This window comes from Pseudoalteromonas sp. SWYJ118, assembly GCF_015864505.1.
GTDB lineage: Bacteria > Pseudomonadota > Gammaproteobacteria > Enterobacterales > Alteromonadaceae > Pseudoalteromonas > Pseudoalteromonas arctica.
This window is the reverse complement of record NZ_JADYXC010000005.1, coordinates 86378-103516: the sequence shown is the minus strand read 5'-3', so window position 1 is coordinate 103516 and position 17139 is coordinate 86378. Positions and strand designations below refer to the sequence as shown.

Here is a 17139-nt window from a genome sequence, read left to right as displayed (position 1 = left end):
TTACTTTAAGTGCGTTCTTTTGCTTTAAAATTTAAAATAGCATCATCGTTAACGCGATTTAAAGGATAATAAACAGCTTCGTTTTCTTTAAATGGTTGGTTGCTAATCGCATTGTAAGCACTGATCATTGACCAACGAGGTTCTGCAGCACGGTTTTGATTTGATTTATGCAGTAAATTACAGTGGAAAAACAGTACATCACCTGGTTCAAGTTCTACATTGATAAGTTCATGGTACTTCATTGCTTCTTCTACAAACTCTAAACAGGCGCCTTTTTGGTCACCCGTTTTACTGTGATCTAATCGTCCCAAATGATGTGAGCCTTTAAGTACTTGCAAGCAACCATTTTCTTGCGTCGCTTTATTAATGGCGACCATACAGCTAATTGATTTTGGATAAAGCATGTAGTTATCACGATGCCAGTAGCCAAAATCTTGATGCCATTCCCAGGCGCCACCTACAAATGGTTCTTTCATCATAATTTTAGTGCTGGTGTGGTACACCTCTTCGCCAATAAGTGTTTCGCATACTTCAATTAAACGACGACCGCGAGAAAACATACTGTATAAATCGTCGCCTGTTTTTTGCCATAAACAGACTTTACTTACAGCGCCGTCGGCGTCTTTTTTGTCCCATGCTCGCTCATAGAGTGTATCGTCATTAAAAGCAGTTTGTTGTAATAGCTCAATTTCATCAGCGCTGTAGTAATTTTTGACAATAATATAACCATCACGGTGAAAATCAGCTATTTGTTGTGGTGTTAAATAAGTGTGTGACATAAATATATTTCCATTTTCTCTTACAGTTGTATATTGTTAACAATGATTGCTCGGTTAAGCATTTAGGTCAAGCGTAATTTATATAAAAATATAGAATTCATATATGAATGGGTTTTGTTTTATTAAGTTATTGATTTTAAATTATTATTGAAAATTTCAAACTAAAAAAAAGTTTTAAATTTATATATAAACAAACGTATTGTTTATCAATTTTAAAAGGCATAAATAAGTACAAATGAACGATAAATCAAAAACTAAATATGCAGTTCCTGCTTTAGATAAGGGGTTGGATATATTAGAATTTTTAGCAAAAAATAAAAGGCCTTGTACACAAAGTGAGATAGCGGCTGGTATTTTAAAAACACCTAACGAAGTCTATAGAGTACTTGTTGGGCTTGAAAAGCGCGGTTATCTAATTCGCTCTGAAACCTCTGGTCGATATCATTTGTCATTAAAGTTGTATAATTTATCGCGAAGTATTTCACCAATGGATAATGTACTAAAATCGGCCTTGCCACATATGGAAGATCTAGCTGTAAATATTGAACAGTCATGTCATCTAAGTATGCTTTATCAAAGCCAAGCTATGGTGGTAGTGCAAGCGCGTAGCAAAAGCCCTATGCATTTGAGTATTGCAGAGGGGGCTTTATTTCCACTTAGTAGCTCAAGCGCGGGTAAACTGCTTTTAGCCAACAGTAATGACGAAGTGCGGCAAATGCTTATCGAACACGATGAAATTTACAGTGCTAGTAAAGACGCCTATAAAGCATTATTAAATGAGCTAAACACAATCAAAGTGCAAGGGCACATAATGCAAAGCAATCCACTTATCGCCGGAGTACACGATTTTAGTGTCTTAATTGGCAAGCCTAATGCAAATTTAATAGCTGCATTGACCATTTCTTCTTTTGACTCAACCCTAAACACTCACGCTAATAAACACAGTGTAATTAGCGAGCTTAAAAATACCGCCAAAAAAATAACCTCGTTATTAGAGCGCTAATACCAACTGGCGCTTTTGTAGGAAGCAACCCGCTCAACAATCATGCATAAGTCTCAGTACTTTACTGCTTGCTTACAATGTCGAATAAAAAACCAACGCTAACTGTAAAATAAATGGTCAATTTGTTTGACTTAGTTAGCTAAACTAATTTATTGTAAAGTTAATTGTTAACAATATTATGGTAACAATAAGCATCCCGTAAATAATCCGTCAACGATTACACGTAATAAACACAATATTTAGGTGCAAAAATGACTAACACACAATTTAAATTAAATGCGATTTGCGCAGCAATGCTGATAACTTCTCCTGTAAGTTATGCCGCACAGGAAAACGAGACAACAGTACAAAGTGATGTTGAAGTTATCCAAGTAACTGGTATTAGAAGCGCATTAAGTAAATCTGCGTCAATAAAACAAGACTCATCGGGCGTGGTAGATGCTATTTCAGCTGAAGATATTGGTAAGTTACCAGATACTAACCTAGCTGAATCGCTGCAACGTATTAGTGGTGTATCAATCGACCGTGCAAACAATGAAGGCAACCAAGTTAGTGTCCGTGGTTTTGGTCCAGGTTTTAACCTTGTTACCTTAAATGGCCGCCAAATGCCTAACTCTTCTGTATTGCAAGAAGCGGGGGTTTCGCGCAGCTTTAACTTTAGAGAAATAGCAGCAGAAAGTGTATCGGGTGTGTCTGTTTATAAAACAGGTAAAGCGAATGTAGCCTCTGGAGGGATTGGCGCAACCATTAATATAAATACAGCAAAGCCGTTTGATTTTGATGGCTTTAAAGCCTTTGCTAATGCAAAAGGAATATTAGATACCAGCTCTGAAGATTCTAATTTAACACCTGAAATTTCGGGAATGGTTAGCCAAACATTTGCAGACGATACATTTGGTGTTTTACTTGCGCTGTCGCATTCAGAGCGAGAAAGTGGCCGAGAGCGCGTAGGTACATCGCAAGGCTGGGTACGTAATCGCGCTAACCCCACAGGAGTAGATAGCAGTGCAATTGATACAACAGCTAATCCAACGGGTACTTATTGGGTACCTTGGACGCCAGAAATGGAGCGATTTGAAACTAAGCGCGAGCGTCAAAATGCGCAGCTGGTTTTACAGTATGCTCCAAGTGATAACTTAACGGCTACGCTTGATTACACTTTATCGCGCTTTGAAGAAACTAGTAACACCAATAAAATGGCATTTTGGTTCGATAATCCAACCGGTACAACTGATGCCAACGGTACGTTAGTTGATATTAAAAATGCAAATGATGAGTTGAATTTTTGGGCGTGGGAACTCTACGAAAAAAAAGAAAATGATTCACTAGGCCTTAACTTAGCGTGGCAAGCCAGCGATTCATTGAAACTTACGTTTGACGCTCATAACTCTACATCGCACTCAAACCCTGATGGAGATACTGCCGAAACGATTGCTAACTTAAAAAATGTACCTGGTTCTGTTAAATCAATTGGTGCTAACTTTTCGGGTGATATTCCGAGTATTACTGTCGATGACTCTACATTGCCAGGCGGTGCATACGATCCTGCTAATATCGTATCTGATTTATATCAGCGCCGTGGCTATGAAATGAAAAATACCATTAAGCAGTATCATGCAAGTGGACAATGGGAGAATTTGAAGAGTGGGGCACTCAGCGCTATTAATTTTGGTGTAATGTATACCGATTACCAAATTGATACTTATCTTTCTGAGCAGTTTTCATTTGTCGATATTCCCCTAGACAACCTAGGGCTAACCTTTGATGAACAAGGTGACTTTGCTGATGAGTTTTCAGGTTCGGATCAGCTATTTCCATTTATTCCACGTTACAGTGCCAACGATTTTGTAGATATTGTCAGAGATGAAGGATTATTTATTGAGCCAAATATTTCTACAAATGGGGTTGAGGAGCAAACGCTCGCGATATATGTATCATTTGATCTTAAAACCGAATTTAACGATATTCCAATTGATATGAATGTCGGTGTGCGCTACGAAGACACCGATGTAACAGGTTATTCAGTCAAGCCTGGGGTTGTTGCTTTTAACTATCGTCATGCTGAAGAACTTCGCCCTGTATTTGCTGCAACAGCAACACCGCAGGAGCTTGAAGGTGGTTATACACGTATATTACCAAACTTTGATATAAGCGCCGACTTAGATGACGGCTTTAAAACTCGTTTTTCATATAGTCGTACATTAGCCCGTGCAGGTATTGGTGGTATGTTCCCATCAACTACCATTAATGCCCGTCCTGAAGGACCGTTTAATGCATCGCAAGGTAACCCTAACTTATTGCCAATTACATCAGATAACTTTGATTTTTCAGTTGAGTGGTATGGAGACGACGGAAGCTATGCATCGGTTGGTTACTTTAAAAAGTTTGTTGAAAACTTCATTGGTGCAGGCGTAGTGCAAGGTACGCTAAATGATGTAAATGGCGAGCCGTTACGCGATCCAAGTGTTAACCCCCGCCCTGGTTGTCCTGATAGTTCAGATGCACCTAACCCAGCATGTTTAAGCCAAGCGTCAGACCCGATTGTTAAATTTGATATTGCAACGCCAGATAATCTTCAAAATCGTGAAGTAGATGGTTGGGAATTAAATGCGCAGTACATGGTGCCTGATACAGGCTTTGGCGTCGTTGCTAATTATACGATAGTTAATAGCGATGAATCGTTTAAACCGTATGATTTTGACCAAACAATTGCACTAGCAGGACTAAGCGACTCAGGTAATTTGGTCGGCTTTTACGAAAACGATGATTACCAAGTTCGTTTAGCCTATAACTGGCGCGATGATTTCTTACTGTCTTTGGGAACTGAGCCTACATTTACAGAGGCGTACGGTCAGCTAGATTTTAGTTTTAATTACACCATTAACGACACCTTGGGTGTTAGCTTTGATGCACTTAATTTAACTAATGAAACAACACGCCGCCATGGTCGTTTTGCAGAGCAATTAGTATCTGCTGAGCAATATGGTCCGCGCTTTAGCATTGGCTTAAGTGCTAAATGGTAAATGATAAGTTAGTTTTTGACAAATAATACAAAACGACAGCTCAGCGCTGTCGTTTTTGCCTTTTAACTAACGAGGTTGCTATGAACGATGATATTAAATCAATAGTAATAGTTGGCGGTGGAACAGCAGGATGGCTAAGTGCAGGAATAATTGCAGCTTATTTACAAAAGCATCACAGTAAAAAAATAAATATAACGCTGTTAGAGTCATCTGATATTCCAACAGTGGGAGTAGGTGAGGGGACGTGGCCTACTATGCGAAGAACCCTTAAAGATATGGGAATACGTGAGAGTGAGTTTATTAAAAAATGTAATGTGTCGTTTAAACAAGGCGCCAAGTTTGCCAAATGGATTACAGGTGAAGAAGACGACTATTACTATCACCCGCTTGAACTACCAACAGGGATGTATGAACATAACTTAGCTACTAGTTGGCTAACTAAAAACGAGCCAAAACTTCCTTTTGCCCAGTATGTAAGTGCGCAGCAATCAATATGCGAAAGCGGATTAGCTCCCAAACAAATCACCACACCCGAATTTAGTGCAATAGCAAATTATGCTTATCACTTGGATGCAGGCTTATTCGCTACATTCTTAAAAAACCACTGCATTAATAATCTTAATGTTAAACACATTGTAGGCACTGTCGTCGGTGTAAACAATTGCACAAATGGCGATATTAAAAGCGTTAGCCTTAATAATAAAATAGAGATAGCTGGGGATCTATTTATTGATTGCAGTGGCTTTAAATCGTTATTACTAGGTGAGAACTTAGGGGTGGGGTTTAAATCTTGTAAAGATGTATTATTTGCTGATAGTGCGCTTGCCATACACATGCCATACAAAGATGACGAACCAATATGCTCGCATACTTTATCTACAGCACAAACATCTGGCTGGATTTGGGATATAGGGTTACAAACACGCCGTGGAGTAGGGCATGTGTACTCTAGTAAACACATTAGTGATGAAGATGCTAAGCAGCAATTATTTGATTACTTAAATATTAATAAAGATCAGCAAAGCGAATACAAAGTTAAAAAGCTTAGTTTCGAACCAGGACATCGTGAAAAATTTTGGCATAAAAACTGTGTCGCAGTAGGCCTCTCAGCTGGTTTTTTGGAGCCACTGGAAGCCTCTGCTTTATTATTGGTAGAAATATCAGCCAATTTTGTTGCCCAGCAATTTCCGGCGAATAGGCATGTAATGAATATAACTGCGCAGCGTTTTAACCGCACATTTAGTTATCGGTGGGAGCGAATAATCGACTTTTTAAAGTTGCATTATATGTTGAGTAAACGAACCGACAGCCCATTTTGGCAAGCACATTGTAGCCAAAATACTATTCCACAAAGCTTAAAAGATAACTTATCACTTTGGGAATTTCATACACCAAGCGATAACCACTTTGATCATTCACAAGAAGTGTTTCCAGCAGCAAGCTATCAATATGTGATGTATGGCATGGGGTTTACAGGCTCAAGCGAACTGTATGGCAACTCAGAAAGTTATTTTAAAAAGGCCATTGCGCTTGTTAATAACAACCAGCAAGTCACCCAAAAATTGCTTAATAAATTACCTACAAATAAAGAATTATTAGTGCAAATTAATCAATTTGGTATGCAGCAAATATAGTTAAAACATAAGAGCGACACACTATGACAAACTCAGTATTACTCGATAAAAATACACATAAGTACACTCGCATTAAAACTGAGCGAGGTGCACAGTACGGTGAGGTAATAAACTACATTCCGGTTGTTGCCGATGAGCTTTCTCAACTTGCATTAGACTACCCAGTCTATTTTATGAAAAATAATCAGACTGGGCAATTTGAGCTGTTTGCTTTAACCGGTTTTGATGAGGGACAAAATCTATTTTTACAAAAGGATATCTGGCAAGCTACTTACGTGCCATTACACATTCAGCGACAACCATTTAAGCTAGGCGTAGGTAATAGGCTTTCAAATAATAGTGAGCAAACCCAGTTAGCCGTTACAATTAACGAGCAGCACCCAAGAGTAAGTAATAGCGAAGGGGTACAATTATTTGATGAAAATTCAGAGCCAACTGCTTATCTAACTAATGTGAGTGAGCAGCTAATTAAGCTTATGAACGGCGGCGAACGCACAACCGCGTTTATCAATACCTTACTAAAACATGATTTAATTGAAGCAGTGCAGCTAAACATCACTCAACCAAATGGCAAAACACAAGGCTACAATGGCTTGTATTCTATTGCCGCAGATACACTACAACAACTATCTGCAGAAACACTAAACGTTCTGCACTCAATGGGTTACATACAAGCTTGTCATCTAATTATATGTTCGAGCGGACATGTTCAAAAATTAGTAAAATGGTTACACGATTTAAAATAAGTTTTTTATTAATTAGCGTTACTTACACCCACTGATTGTTCGTGTGAATTAGTTAATGCTCATACCTATGAAATAAGGAATGAATTACAACTCGAGACTATTATGTGTTCACTTCTTAGGTTTTGGAGTTCGATTATTTGCCTTGGTTTTGGTATCATTTAACTTATCGGCTTGTATCGCAATGGGAAATGTCAAGCCAGTAAACATTGATGATTAAGAGAATGGACATGCTCGAACAAATAGAACAATGGATTGATGCAACAAATATTAAATATAAAAACCAAAGAATTAGCTGTGAAAAATTTGCCAGTGAGTTTGCTGGGTTTTATCCTACTGAATTTTTAAAAAATGCCTTTTACGTTATTGTCGATGAAATACCCAAACCTAACTTTCCTTTTTTGCGTGAAATGGGGCTAGGCGATTTTATTGACATGGATGCGGCTGGTACTACATACAAAAACACTTACTACATGCTTCCTTACGTGGCTGATAATTTAGCTGTGCATTTTCATGAACTTGTTCACGTAGCCCAATGGAGTGAACTTGGCGCCGAGGCTTTTATGTTGCGTTACATAACCGAAATTCAGCAGGTTGGTTATGCAGCTGCGCCACTTGAAGTAATGGCGTATGGTCTTGATAAGCACTTTACAAATAATGGCAAGAAAATAAACGTGCCTGAACACGTGGTTCAAGCGTTGTAGTTAATGAACATTTTCAAAGGATTGCATATGACACGCTTTACTGTTTTTTTACTGAGCTTACTTAGTGTAAATGCCTATGCGGCATCGTTTGATGACGATATTGTTGCAGCGCTGCTTGAAAGAACAACATACAACGTTACCTACGATGGGTCTTATCGCTCTATTACTTATCCGGGTGGCGATGTGCCCGCTAATGTAGGGGTGTGTACCGATGTAGTTATTCGATCATATCGACTTTTAGGTATTGATTTGCAAAAGCTTGTGCATGAGGACATGCTAAAAAGCTTTGAGCTATATCCCTCTAAGCGTATTTGGGGTTTAACCAAACCTGATAAAAATATAGATCACCGCCGAGTGCCAAACTTACAGGCTTACTTTAAAAATCATGGTCAAGTGCTCACTAAATCAAGTAACGCGAACGACTATAAAACGGGTGACATTGTAACGTGGATGCTGCCAGGTAATTTGCCGCATATTGGTATGGTTGTGAATGAGTTAGCAAAAGACACAGGGAATCCATTAATTGTTCATAATATTGGTCGAGGACCTGAAAAAAGCGACATGCTTTTCGATTTTAAAATTACGGGGCATTACCGTTTCGTCCCACAAGAATATAAATAATCAGATTATAAGTATGAGTTCTCTCATTTATTGATATGCAGTATAAAGAAAAAGGATTTTGAACGTGAATACAAAAACCGATTCAAAAGAGGCTAACCCAAAAGAGGTTAATCTTAAACAAAGTAAACTCGCTCCCAAAATAGCGAGCTTATTTATGAGTATTGTTTTGTCAGCCATAGGAACGGGTTTGTTTAGTTTGGTTGCAAGCTTACTTGGCAACGTAAATGTAACCGAAAAAACAGTTGGCAGTGTGTGGGTTTTACTGACCACATTTTTTGTTATTTTAAATGTATTTGGTGTCATTATTTGGCATAAACCGAAATGGTTAATTACTGCTATAAATAATGTGCTTAGGTTTGCTAAAGAGCGCAAAACAGCATTTTTTAGCGCCGTGCTAATGCTGATATTAATTATAGCAGGCTATTGTTTTTTCCTTTCCTTACCACAGCCAATTAATTACAAAGCAACTCACTCTACACCTGCTGTTACCACTTTATCTGATGTTTTAAACCCTGAACCGCTTTATATTGATTTTACTCCTGTTTTAGATGATGTAGAGAATACGGATGCAGTGTCTTACTCTGTCGCAAAGCTTGCGCTTGTTGGTAAAGTGATCCCCAAAGGTATTAAAGTCACGCCAGAGCTAATTGGACAGTGGTCTTGGAATAGTGAAAGCCAGCTTAAATTTATCCCAAAACAAGATTGGTCAGCAGGGCAAGAATATACAGTACGTTTTGATTCATCTATTTTTAAAAGCGATATACACCTAAGCGATAATGAGCATGTATTTAAAACTCCCGATTTTGAACTAACACTTAGCTCGCTCGCTTTTTATCAAGATCCTAACGTTAAAAAAAGTCACAAGGTGGTTGCAACATTAAAAGCGACTCACCCAACAGATATAAGCACCATAAAAAATAATTTAAAGCTGACTCAATCACTTGATCAAGATGGCAAAAACGAACTCGCGCAATATAAATTTGATGTTACTTACGACAAACATCAACGAGAGATTTACATTACTTCAGAGCAAATACGTATTCAAGATACCGAAAGCTATCTGTATTTTGTTCTTAATAGCGGTGTAAAGCCGGTTATGGGTCCTTCTAAAACAACAGTAGAGATTAAAGACGCTGTGTTGATCCCAAGTGTAAATAGCTTTTTTAGAGTAAATACTGCCAATGTGTTGATGGTAAAAAATACGCAAGGGGAGCCCGAACAAACACTTGTTTTAGACTTCACAGACGATATTTCGTCGCAAGATGTTATTAGTAAAACGATTGCTTACGTATTACCGACTAAAGATTCAAAAGGTAATTATAAGTACTTCAGTAGCCCACGAGAGGTAACTGATGCAGTGCTTAAGCAATCTAAAAAAGTTAAGTTACATGCGATTCCTACCGCGCAAGATACAACTAAGTTACACAGTTTTACGTTTGACGCCCCACAAAATCAACAAGTTTATATCGCGATTGATAAGGGGTTAAAGTCGACGGGCGAGTTTACAATGGTGAATAAATACGACACTATTTTAGATACGCCGGCGTATCCGACACAAGTAAATATTATGTCTAAGGGGTCTATATTATCAAAAAATGGCGACCATAAATTGTCATTTTTGACCCGTGGTGTAAACGCACTTCAAGTTAAAGTAGGTAGGGTAGAAGCCAATCAAATTAACCACCTTATAAGTCAAACCAGTGGTGATATTTCTAATCCAGAATTTAATAATTATTACTTTACAGAAGAAAACATAAGTTCAATTTTTACCAGACAAGTTAATTTAAAATCGGAGCACCCTAAAAAAGCGGTCTATTCATCTATTGATTTGAGTAGTAAGTATAATGAGTCAGTTGGTTTAGGCTTATTTTTTATAAATGCTCAAGCGTTAAATACAGAAGATAATTACGTATATGGACCCCAAGAAAAACGACTTATTCTTATTACTGATTTAGGTATTTTGGTAAAAAATAATGCAGATGGATCTCGCGATATATTTGTCCAATCTATTGAAACAGGAAAACCGGTAGCAAAAGCGAAGGTGTCGTTATTGGGGAAAAACGGATTAGTTATTTTAAATGCTAAAACAGATTCTGAGGGGCACGCATTTTTCGACAACACAACGTGGTTTACTGATGATCAAACTCCCGTTGCTTTTGTAGTAGAAACTAAAAGTGACATGTCTTTTATTCCTTATAATCGCTATGCTCGAATGGTTAACTACTCTCGGTTTGATACCGGCGGTGTAAGTTCTGGGCTCAGTGGTAGTAATAAAATAGATGCGTTTGTTTTTTCTGACCGTGGAATTTATCGACCAGGCGATAGTGTTAAACTTGCCACGATTGTTAAGCAACAAAATTTTGCAAAACTGGGCGATATACCGCTTGAACTTATAATTACCGATCCTAAAGGGACAACTGTTTATAATAAACGAGTGAGCTTAGATAAGTATGGATTGCTTGATTTTGACTTTAAAACACAAAATAGCGCCAATACCGGAACGTATTATGTATCGGTCCAACTTATTAAAAATAATAATAGCCGCGACCAATTAGGCAGTACTCAGTTTAAAGTTGAAGAGTTTGTACCCGATAGATTGAAAATTAGTAGTCAATTTTCTCAATCATCTGCAAAGGGGTGGGTAAACAGCTCAAAATTTAAAGCATTGGTGAGCCTTCAAAATTTATTTGGTACACCCGCTCAAAATAGACGTGTTACTGCTGATTTACGTTTATCTCCAGCTGGTTTTTACTTTAATGAATACAAAGGTTATGTGTTTTCTGATCCCCACAGTGAAGGAAAAAATATTAGACACAGTTATGAATCATTAACCGAAACCAAAACTGATGAACAAGGCAAGGCAGAATTTGATATTGACTTAACTCGCTATGAGGCAGGTACTTATCAGTTAAATTTTGCAGTACAAGGGTATGAAGAAGGCGGTGGTAAAAGTGTTCGTGCAAGCAGCTCGGTGCTTGTTTCACCCGTTGAGCAGTTAGTTGGTTATAAAGCCGATGGCGATTTAAGCTACATATCAAAAGAGTCAAAACGTGTTGTAAAATTTATTAATATTAATTCAGAAACTGAGCAAGTAGCTCGTGATGATTTATCGTTAAATTTAATAGAACAACAATATGTATCTACGTTGGTGCAACAAAATAACGGCACTTATAAGTACCAATCGGTTAGAAAAAACAAACAGGTATCAAGCAATCCGTTTTACATTAAAGAAGATGGCGCAGACTACGAATTACCCACTGCTGAGCCAGGTGATTACTTAGTAGAACTCGTTGATGGCAAAGGGAATACCGTCAGTAGAGTATCGTTTACGGTAACCGGTACGGGTAACATAGCGGGTAAGCTTGAAAAAAATGCTGAACTGCAAGTGCAATTAAATAAACCGGATTACAAACCGGGCGAAACAATTGAAATAAGTATTGTAGCGCCTTATGTTGGCTCGGGTTTAATTACAATTGAAACCAATAAAGTACACGCTTTTAAATGGTTTGAGAGTAAAACAACAAGTAGCATACAAACAATAACGCTACCTAAAGGAATAGAAGGCAATGCGTATGTTAATGTTTCATTTGTTCGAAGCCTTGAATCGAAAGAAATATTTACAAGCCCATTAAGCTACGCAGTTAAACCATTTGCGATTGATCGTAGTAAACGCGCAATAGATTTTGACGTAAACATACCTGATAAAGTAAAACCAGGTGACGATTTAGTCATTTCATATAGTGCCAAATCACCTTCACGTGTTCTGTTATTTGCTGTAGATGAAGGTATTTTACAAGTGGCGAATTATCGGACGCCAAAGCCGTTAAATCACTTCTTACAAAAACGTGCATTAGAAGTTAGCACTATGCAAATTGTTGATCTTATTTTACCTGAATTTAAACTAGTGCAAGAGCTTGCAGCTGCCGGTGGTGGTTATGCTGAATCAATGGCAATGAACCGCAAGAGCAAGCAACTTAACCCGTTTTCTCGTAAGGTACAAAAACCAGTCGCATTTTGGTCTGGTATTTTATCGGCTGATGCTAAAACGAAAAAACATACGTTCACTATCCCAGATACTTTTGTAGGTCAGGTACGTGTAATTGCGATTGCCGTAAATGACGAGGGTGTTGGTGTTAAAGAAAGTACAACACTTGTAAAAGGGCCCTTTGTATTAAGCCCTAATGTATTAACGACAGCGGCACCAGGCGATGAGTTTGATATTGTACTTGGTATTGCCAATGGCGTTGAGGATTCAGGTAAACAACTGCCAATTACGGTAGAAGCGCTTGCTTCAAGCAACATTGAAATAATAAGTGATAAAAAACTAACGCTAAATATTGATGAAAAATCAGAAGACACATTAACGTTTAGAGTAAAAGTGCTCGACAAGCTTGGCGCTGCATCAATTACATTTACTGCGCTGTCGGGAGACAATGTTAGCCAACGTACGGCTACGTTAAGTGTACGCCCTGCGGTTGCATTTGTTAGTAGCTTTGAAAGTGGCTTTAGTGAATCAGGTAAAAAAGAAATAGCGGTTTCGAGACAGCTATATCCTAATTTAGCACAAAATAATATTACCGCTTCACAAAGCCCGTTAGCCCTTGTTGATGGTCTTATTAGTTATTTAGATAACTTTCCTCATATGTGTACCGAGCAAGTGGTGAGTAGTGTGTTTCCGGTGCTGAGTTATTTAGAACACCCAAGTTATATGGGCGACGTATCTTATAAACATGAGCGTATAAACAACTTAATAGACACCCTTCGTCAACGTCAGTTACCTGATGGTAGATTTATGTTATGGCCGGGTAATTCTAGTGCATCTATTTATTCTTCTCTTTATGTTATGCATTTTTTATTAGATGCAAAAGAAGCGGGCGTCGCAATACCTTATGATATGTGGAACAGTGGTTTTGAAGGTGTGCGCAGTATAGCGAGCGGATCTTTAGAGACGAATGACAGAAACCGCGCTTATGCTATTTATTTGCTAACACGACAAGGTGAGGTAACAACTAATTACTTATCTGATTTAGAAAAAAGCGTAAATGCGAGTAATAGCAAAATATGGCAGCAAGATATAACGTCCGCGTTTATGGGCGCAACTTATCAGCTATTACGTGCAAGCGATAAAGCGCAAGCACTGATCAATAGCTATAAAATTGGGCAAAATACGCAACACGATAATTGGGGCGCTTACGACTCTCGTCTAGCTCACGACGGACAGTATATTTATTTGTTATCAAAACATTTTCCTGCTCGCTTAAAGCAGTTAACTAAAGATGATTTGTTTACTGTAGTTGACCCTATTTTTAAAGGAGACTACAACACGTTGTCGTCTGCTTGGTCTGTACTTGCTATGACGGCATACTCAAAAGTTGCGTTATCACAAGCTCAGCCTGAAGATGTAAAAATAATGGCAACAACGACAAAGGCAGATAAAAAGGCATTAGACGTAACTTATGCACCTTATCCTAAAGCCTCGTTTTTAAATGACGTTAAAACGCTTGATGTATTAGCGCCACCTCGCTCATTTTACATGATGAGCCAAGCTGGTTTTGATACAAACGTGCCACAAAAGTCATTAAGTAATGGTTTAGAAGTTGTCAGAGAATACCAAGACGATAAAGGTAATATTGTAACCACCGCTGTTCAAGGTCAAGAGCTAAACGTTGTATTACGAGTGCGTAGTACAACGGGTAAAAATATTTCGGATGTTGCTGTTATTGATTTGTTACCTGGTGGCTTTGAAGTGCTCAGAGACAGCGTTCGCAATAGCTATAACCGCTGGACCTCTGACTATAAAGATATACGAGAGGATCGCGTTATATTGTATGGCAGCTTTGGCGATAGCATGACTGAGCTGACTTACAAAGTTAAGGCTACTGCATCTGGCAGCTTTGTAGTGCCATCGGCTTATGCTGAATCTATGTATGATTTAAGTATTAAAGCGCACTCAAAATCGGGTCGTTTCGATGTTACCGCCGCTAAATAAAAAGTTTAGTTTTATAATAAAAACGGCTTTTTTTACAACAGCACTGCTTGCAGTGCTGTTGTATTTATTTACTCCAAAGCCTGATATTACCCAGCCCAATGCTTACTCAACGGCTTTTTACGATAGCAGTGATAAATTACTTCGTTTAAATTTAGCCGCAGACGATAGATATAGATTATGGACGCCAATAGATAAAATCCCTTTGAGCGTTCAACAAGCGACTTTATTGTATGAAGACCAAGACTTTTATGAGCATATTGGTATCGATTTTATTGCTTTAATAAATGCGTTTTATACTAGCTATATTAAAAGAAGTCACCGAGTTGGTGCCTCAACAATAACAATGCAAGTAGCCCGGTTGCACTTTGGGATGAACACGCATGTTATTTTTGGAAAAGTAGAACAAATACTTCGAGCGTTACAAATTGAGCGACACTACAGTAAAAACCAAATACTCGAGGCGTATTTTAATTTAGCGCCTTATGGATCAAATATTGAAGGTGTTGGTGCAGCCAGTTTAATTTACTTTAAGAAACCAGCCATTGATCTTAATTTACCTGAGTCATTATTACTTAGCTTAATTCCGCAAAACCCAACCAAACGAAATCCCATTAAAAAGTCGGCTAAATTGGTATTGCTAGAAACAAGAAAAAAACTGTTTACTCGTTGGCTTGAAAAATATCCAGAGGATAAACATTGGCTAGCAGCTATGCAATTACCGATAAAGGTATATGCCTCTTCAGACTTACCTTTTGAAGCCCCACATTTTATTAATAATTTACAAAGCGAGTACCCGCACCTAAAGCCGGGAGAATATAAAACGTCGATAGACCTTAATTTACAAAACTTACTTCAGCGCCATGCAAAAAATTATATTAATCGTAGGCAAAGAGACGGGCTTAGTAATACGTCTGCTATTTTACTAAATTATAAAACCATGGAAGTCGTTGCTGAATTAGGCTCTGTTGATTTTTTTAATAATGACATTAGCGGTCAAGTAAATGGTGTAAGGGCTAAACGGTCGCCAGGTTCAACCCTTAAACCATTCATTTATGCTCTGGCGATAGATGAAGGGTTAATTCATCCATTAACGCTTGTAAAAGATGCCCCCAAACGCTTTGGAGGGTATACACCAGAGAACTACGATCAGCAGTTTTTAGGTCCTATATCAGCCACTGAATCGCTCGTGTTGAGCCGTAATGTGCCTGCCGTTAATTTGATGTATCGCTTACAAAAGGTTGGGTTATACGATTTACTCGTTGCAGCCGATGTTAAAAAGCTTCAGCCTAAAGAGTTTTATGGTTTAGCGCTTGCGCTGGGCGGCAGTGAAGTAACGATGCTAGAGCTCGTTAAGTTATACGCTATGTTAGCTAATTTAGGGGTGTATAAGGATGAAGTTATATTAAAAAAAGACGCCATTGCTATTAACCAAAACAACCCAAACAAACATATCAAGCAACTCATCAGCCCAGAGGCCGCCTACCTGACTTTACAAATGCTAAGTAAAAACAGTGCAGTTGATGAGATCTCATTTCAAAAAGAAAGAAGGCAGGCATACCCTGTATATTGGAAAACCGGTACTTCATTTGCTTTTCGTGATGCATGGTCAGTAGGTATTGTTGGCCCGTATGTTTTAGCTACATGGGTTGGTAATTTTTCAGGAGAAGGGCACCCATCTTTTATTGGGCGACAAGCAGCCGCGCCTTTATTTTTTGAAATAATACGTTCATTAGATAGTTACGGCTTAATCAAAGGCAATATAAAGCCAGGTGGTTTAAATATTACAGAAGTAGATATTTGTTCAACAACAGGTGATTTACCTAATGTGCATTGCCCTAAAACAGAAAAAGGGCTTTTTATTCCAGGTAAGTCGCCAATTAAAGTATCGGATGTACATCGTGAAATTTATATTGATAAAGCATCTGGATTACGTGCTTGTCAGTATGATGAATCTACAACGACAAAAGCAGTTTATGAATTTTGGCCATCTGACTTAGTCAGATTATTTAAACAAGCAGGCATTGTTAAACGCCAGCCTCCACCTTATTTAGATTCATGCTTAATTAATGACACGAGTACACGAGGCTCAGCACCGAGTATTACATCCCCGAGTAATTTAATTAGCTACACGATAAGAGCCAGTAAGTTGAAGCAAGAAGGCCTGCCTTTTAGCGCAATCACAGATACAGATTCACGTATTTTATATTGGTTTGTAGATAACAGCTTTGTTGGTAAAGTAGAGCGAGATACGCCTTTTTTCTGGCACCCGCAAGTAGGCGAATTTGACGTAAGAGTGGTTGATAATTTAGGGCGTAGCGCATCAGTTTCAATGCGTGTAAAGCTCGTTCAGTGATATTGAGTGTTCATGCATTTAATGTAATAAATAAAGGGTAGTTTTTTATAACTGAAATTTATATAAACGAGAGCGATTTACTCTTTCTTACCTACATGGATGTGGATGATGGTAAGGGCGTGAGCTGGACGCGGAGCTTTTGCTCGGTAGCCCACTAGACTACAAATCTCGGGCCGCGATTAAATCGGCTCCTAGATTGAAAAAATTTCAATCTACAAAGATCAACACGCCCTTATGACTTCATAGCCGCTAGTTTATATAGCGGAGTATCAAAATGACTTCGAAAGTAC

At 38.3% G+C, this 17139-nt stretch carries 9 protein-coding genes; 8 read left to right on the top strand and 1 reads right to left on the bottom strand.

Translation table 11 applies throughout. The annotated features are described in order from the left end of the window. Positions 1 to 5: 5 nt before the first annotated feature. Positions 6 to 779, bottom strand: coding sequence for a phytanoyl-CoA dioxygenase family protein (locus tag I6F48_RS07480; RefSeq protein ID WP_007378079.1), 774 nt, complete (start codon positions 777 to 779; stop codon positions 6 to 8). A gap of 235 nt (positions 780 to 1014) precedes the next feature. On the opposite strand from I6F48_RS07480, the gene I6F48_RS07475 reads away from it, so the two are divergent. The 8 genes from I6F48_RS07475 (at position 1015) to pbpC (ending at position 16849) form a co-directional block, all read left to right on the top strand. Next, on the top strand, positions 1015 to 1782 hold the full coding sequence (locus tag I6F48_RS07475; RefSeq protein WP_165727465.1) for an IclR family transcriptional regulator: 768 nt from the start codon (positions 1015 to 1017) through the stop codon (positions 1780 to 1782). Positions 1783 to 2033: 251 nt separating this feature from the next. After that, complete coding sequence (locus I6F48_RS07470) at positions 2034 to 4805, top strand: TonB-dependent receptor (protein WP_197119170.1); 2772 nt, start codon at positions 2034 to 2036, stop codon at positions 4803 to 4805. A gap of 80 nt (positions 4806 to 4885) precedes the next feature. After that, positions 4886 to 6439: a tryptophan halogenase family protein gene (locus I6F48_RS07465; RefSeq protein WP_197119169.1), complete on the top strand. Its 1554-nt coding sequence runs from the start codon at positions 4886 to 4888 to the stop codon at positions 6437 to 6439. Between the two features lie 23 nt (positions 6440 to 6462). Further along, on the top strand, positions 6463 to 7185 hold the full coding sequence (locus I6F48_RS07460; RefSeq protein WP_197119168.1) for a SapC family protein: 723 nt from the start codon (positions 6463 to 6465) through the stop codon (positions 7183 to 7185). A gap of 221 nt (positions 7186 to 7406) precedes the next feature. After that, on the top strand, positions 7407 to 7886 hold the full coding sequence (locus tag I6F48_RS07455; RefSeq protein ID WP_197119167.1) for a hypothetical protein: 480 nt from the start codon (positions 7407 to 7409) through the stop codon (positions 7884 to 7886). A gap of 27 nt (positions 7887 to 7913) precedes the next feature. Continuing rightward, positions 7914 to 8507: a DUF1287 domain-containing protein gene (locus I6F48_RS07450; protein ID WP_165740628.1), complete on the top strand. Its 594-nt coding sequence runs from the start codon at positions 7914 to 7916 to the stop codon at positions 8505 to 8507. 64 nt (positions 8508 to 8571) lie between these two features. After that, the gene (locus tag I6F48_RS07445; RefSeq protein ID WP_197119166.1) at positions 8572 to 14496 is read left to right on the top strand and encodes an alpha-2-macroglobulin family protein; all 5925 of its coding nucleotides are present in this window, start codon (positions 8572 to 8574) and stop codon (positions 14494 to 14496) included. After that, positions 14477 to 16849, top strand: coding sequence for a penicillin-binding protein 1C (gene pbpC / locus I6F48_RS07440; protein WP_197119165.1), 2373 nt, complete (start codon positions 14477 to 14479; stop codon positions 16847 to 16849). Before I6F48_RS07445 ends, pbpC begins: the two co-directional genes overlap by 20 nt. The last annotated feature ends 290 nt before the right edge of the window (positions 16850 to 17139 follow it).

Excerpts from the sequence above, each read along its gene's own strand:
- I6F48_RS07480 (WP_007378079.1), bottom strand. The coding sequence starts at position 779 with ATGTCACACACTTATTTAACACCACAACAAATAGCTGATTTTCACCGT.
- I6F48_RS07475 (WP_165727465.1), top strand. The coding sequence starts at position 1,015 with ATGAACGATAAATCAAAAACTAAATATGCAGTTCCTGCTTTAGATAAG.
- I6F48_RS07470 (WP_197119170.1), top strand. The coding sequence starts at position 2,034 with ATGACTAACACACAATTTAAATTAAATGCGATTTGCGCAGCAATGCTG.
- I6F48_RS07465 (WP_197119169.1), top strand. The coding sequence starts at position 4,886 with ATGAACGATGATATTAAATCAATAGTAATAGTTGGCGGTGGAACAGCA.
- I6F48_RS07460 (WP_197119168.1), top strand. The coding sequence starts at position 6,463 with ATGACAAACTCAGTATTACTCGATAAAAATACACATAAGTACACTCGC.
- I6F48_RS07455 (WP_197119167.1), top strand. The coding sequence starts at position 7,407 with ATGGACATGCTCGAACAAATAGAACAATGGATTGATGCAACAAATATT.
- I6F48_RS07450 (WP_165740628.1), top strand. The coding sequence starts at position 7,914 with ATGACACGCTTTACTGTTTTTTTACTGAGCTTACTTAGTGTAAATGCC.
- pbpC (WP_197119165.1), top strand. The coding sequence starts at position 14,477 with ATGTTACCGCCGCTAAATAAAAAGTTTAGTTTTATAATAAAAACGGCT.